A 2,750-nucleotide genomic window follows, 5' to 3' on the forward strand; every position below is an offset into this window, starting at 1 on the left:
AAAGAAATACCATTATCAACGTGACTTCAAAAATAGCTGCTTTGCTTAATCAGAAAAATGGGAAAGAAAGAAAAACTACTTCGAAACCTTCAAACGAGGGAAAGAGGACGTCTGCTGGGGATTCTTTATTACTTAAAAAACGGGAAATATTTGAAATAGGAAAAACATAGGAAAAAGATGGGCTTACCCTACCCTATCTCTATTTGTAAAATCATTTTTTATGCTTAACTTGCGCGCGCATCGTTTGCGGGGCAGTTGTTTGAAAGAGAATTGCTTGAAAAGGCTTTAGTTTACTTTCGGTCACTCACAACGTTAGTAAAATATTTGCGAGTGAAAAAATGGACCGGCTTGAGAGAGATCTGGTATTTTTCGAGCTACAGCTGGAGAGGGAGAGGGATCCGTTCCGCCGAAATCTACTTCTGGGGCAGATCCGGGACATAGAGGAACAGATCTTGGCGGATCTAAGGAGACAGAGGGATCGGGCCGAAAGACAAAATAGAAATTTACAAGACGCTCTGGAAGCCGCCATTAAAATGAAGAAAAAGTAATTTGTAATGTGTGGTTTAATAAAAAATTGTAGTCTGAAGTGTAGTGAAAAAATAAAATAAATAAAATCTTAAAGTTTGGAAAACTTATTCGTTTTTGTTTTCTTTTATATTTCTCATTTCAACTTTACCTAATTTGGAAAAATTTATATTTTTTATCCCTTGGTGATATGGAAAAGAAATTAGAGAATTTTTCATGCGTTGTTGTCTCTAATTATTTGACTGAACTGGGGTCAATTTTCCGGAATTTTGAAAAAATATTTTTGAAAATAATTTATACATCGTTTTGATACACGGTATTGGTGTTTGGTTTGGAATCGGTTTTAGTATTTGTCTTTAAACTTGTTTGTGTTTAGTAATGTTTAAAGGAATTGTATTTGTAAATTTTATTATTTTGTGTAAATTGAATGCGCCCAACCGAGTGAGTTAGTTAGGCCGGCGAAACAGATCATTGGTTGGGGAATAGATTTCAAGTTTTTAGCGGAATGTTTCATTAACGAATTTGAGAAAAAATAATGCTGAAGATAATATTTTTTTGTATTTGTGTGAATGAGAATTTATAAAATAGCCTACGTGATTTTATAAATTCCGTTTTTTGAATGAAAATAATTTTTGATTAGAGTTTATATGTTTTTGAAGTATTAGTTTACTTAGATATGTCTTTATTACTTTTGTCCTGTGCAAGACCTTTACGTAATGCGAATATTTTATGTGTTGATGGATTCATAAAATAAAAACGGTATATTTGTTGTGGGCGGCTCTTATGAAAGTGTATTGTTGTTGTCGATTGTAAAAGTACAGGACAGCAGAAAACTTAAAATGTGTGTGCGACGTGTGGAACCCTACATGTGTTTGAAAGATAATTTGACGTAAATTGCCAGCTTAATAGTTTACTGTTCTAGAATTTAGTCACCAACTCGTTTTGAACGTGTCCACTAGAAACTTGACTTGGTGTTTGTTAATTTTAAAATTAGAGTTGACTCTACGAAAAACAACTTTGTACAAGTAAAACATAACCTCTCGTTAAAACTAAACTGAACCTAATTTTTTTCATAAAATATGTTTGAATTCGGACAAATTACAGTTTGAAATGAAACAGAAACTTTAGAATAGTTTAAATGAAAGCTTACGCAAGCTATTATTAAATATAAAAAAAAATATTTATTACATTTTTCATCATCGTTAAAGAAAATTAACCAAAAAATGAATTGGATCAAGAATCTTTTTTGTTGCTGTTTTCGTTTCTGCCAAAAACGTAACAACTTTGAAAATCATTCATCAAGCATGAGAGTGTGTGTCTACAGCCCACATCTACAAAAGTTAATTTGGGTTCCCCGGTGTCCATCTGTCAAAGACCCAGATTGTGACTCAAATTGCGTGCTTGATCGCCACGGTGATGAAGCTGCAGCTGAAGCTGAAGCTGCACTCGACGTGGAAGCTTTCATGAACAATTTCTTGGCTTGGGTTGAACAAAATGAACAGCCCCTGGACGAACAAAATGAACAGCCCCCGGACATGATGGAAGACATTTTTGACGAAGGCATTTGGTCTGACACGGAATAGTGCAAAATTCCGTAAGTGAAATGGTCTTTTAAAAACTATTAAACAAATTAAAACTTTTTGCTGCCCTTTTGCTGCCTGTTGTCAACCAAAACGACTTTTATAAGTTAGTTTTAACGCTTCTTTTTAGTTGCCTCTACATTTCTTTTACTTTTACGCATGCTCTCAATTTAAATCTTTTTGCTACAAGATTATAAAGTTTTCAAAACCAAATACGCTTGTACGTTTTTCGTAAAAATTTCAAAAAAATTATTTTTAAAATGGTCTTGCTTTTTTCCAAATGTAACACACTTTTTCGTAAAAATTTCTAAAATATTTATCTTTAAAATGGTCTTACTTTTTTCAGAATGTAAGAAACGCAAAATTTTTCAAGTACAAAATGTAATCATTACCGTTAATTACTTGCTTTGTAAACCAGTGTAATAAAATAAAAACACGTGTTTGAAATTTTGTATGAATAAATTTATTTTAACACGTAATTTTCAAAGGTTTTACAAACAACGTTAAAAAATTTGCCCATCAGGCTCACCTGTGTGTGTTGATCTCGTAGATCATTAAACTAGTTTTTGCACGGGGTTGAACAATAAGTGCAAAAACAAGAAAATTATTTAGGACATAATTTTTATTGGACATTTTTGCACTCGT

At 32.5% G+C, this 2,750-nt stretch carries 2 protein-coding genes; both read left to right on the forward strand.

Going from position 1 to position 2,750, the window contains the following annotated elements; all coding sequences use genetic code 11:
• Window positions 1-338 precede the first annotated feature (338 nt).
• Window positions 339-548, forward strand: a complete 210-nt coding sequence (locus ABWO04_RS11005) for a hypothetical protein (RefSeq protein ID WP_353079740.1) — start codon at window positions 339-341, stop codon at window positions 546-548.
• 1,200 nt (window positions 549-1,748) lie between these two features.
• Complete coding sequence (locus ABWO04_RS11010) at window positions 1,749-2,108, forward strand: hypothetical protein (protein WP_353079741.1); 360 nt, start codon at window positions 1,749-1,751, stop codon at window positions 2,106-2,108.
• Window positions 2,109-2,750 lie beyond the last annotated feature (642 nt).

It is taken from the genome of Flavobacterium sp., from assembly GCF_040382755.1.
Lineage (GTDB): Bacteria > Bacteroidota > Bacteroidia > Flavobacteriales > Flavobacteriaceae > Flavobacterium.

Coding starts and splice junctions, on each gene's coding strand:
- ABWO04_RS11005 (WP_353079740.1), top strand. CDS start 339: ATGGACCGGCTTGAGAGAGATCTGGTATTTTTCGAGCTACAGCTGGAG.
- ABWO04_RS11010 (WP_353079741.1), top strand. CDS start 1,749: ATGAATTGGATCAAGAATCTTTTTTGTTGCTGTTTTCGTTTCTGCCAA.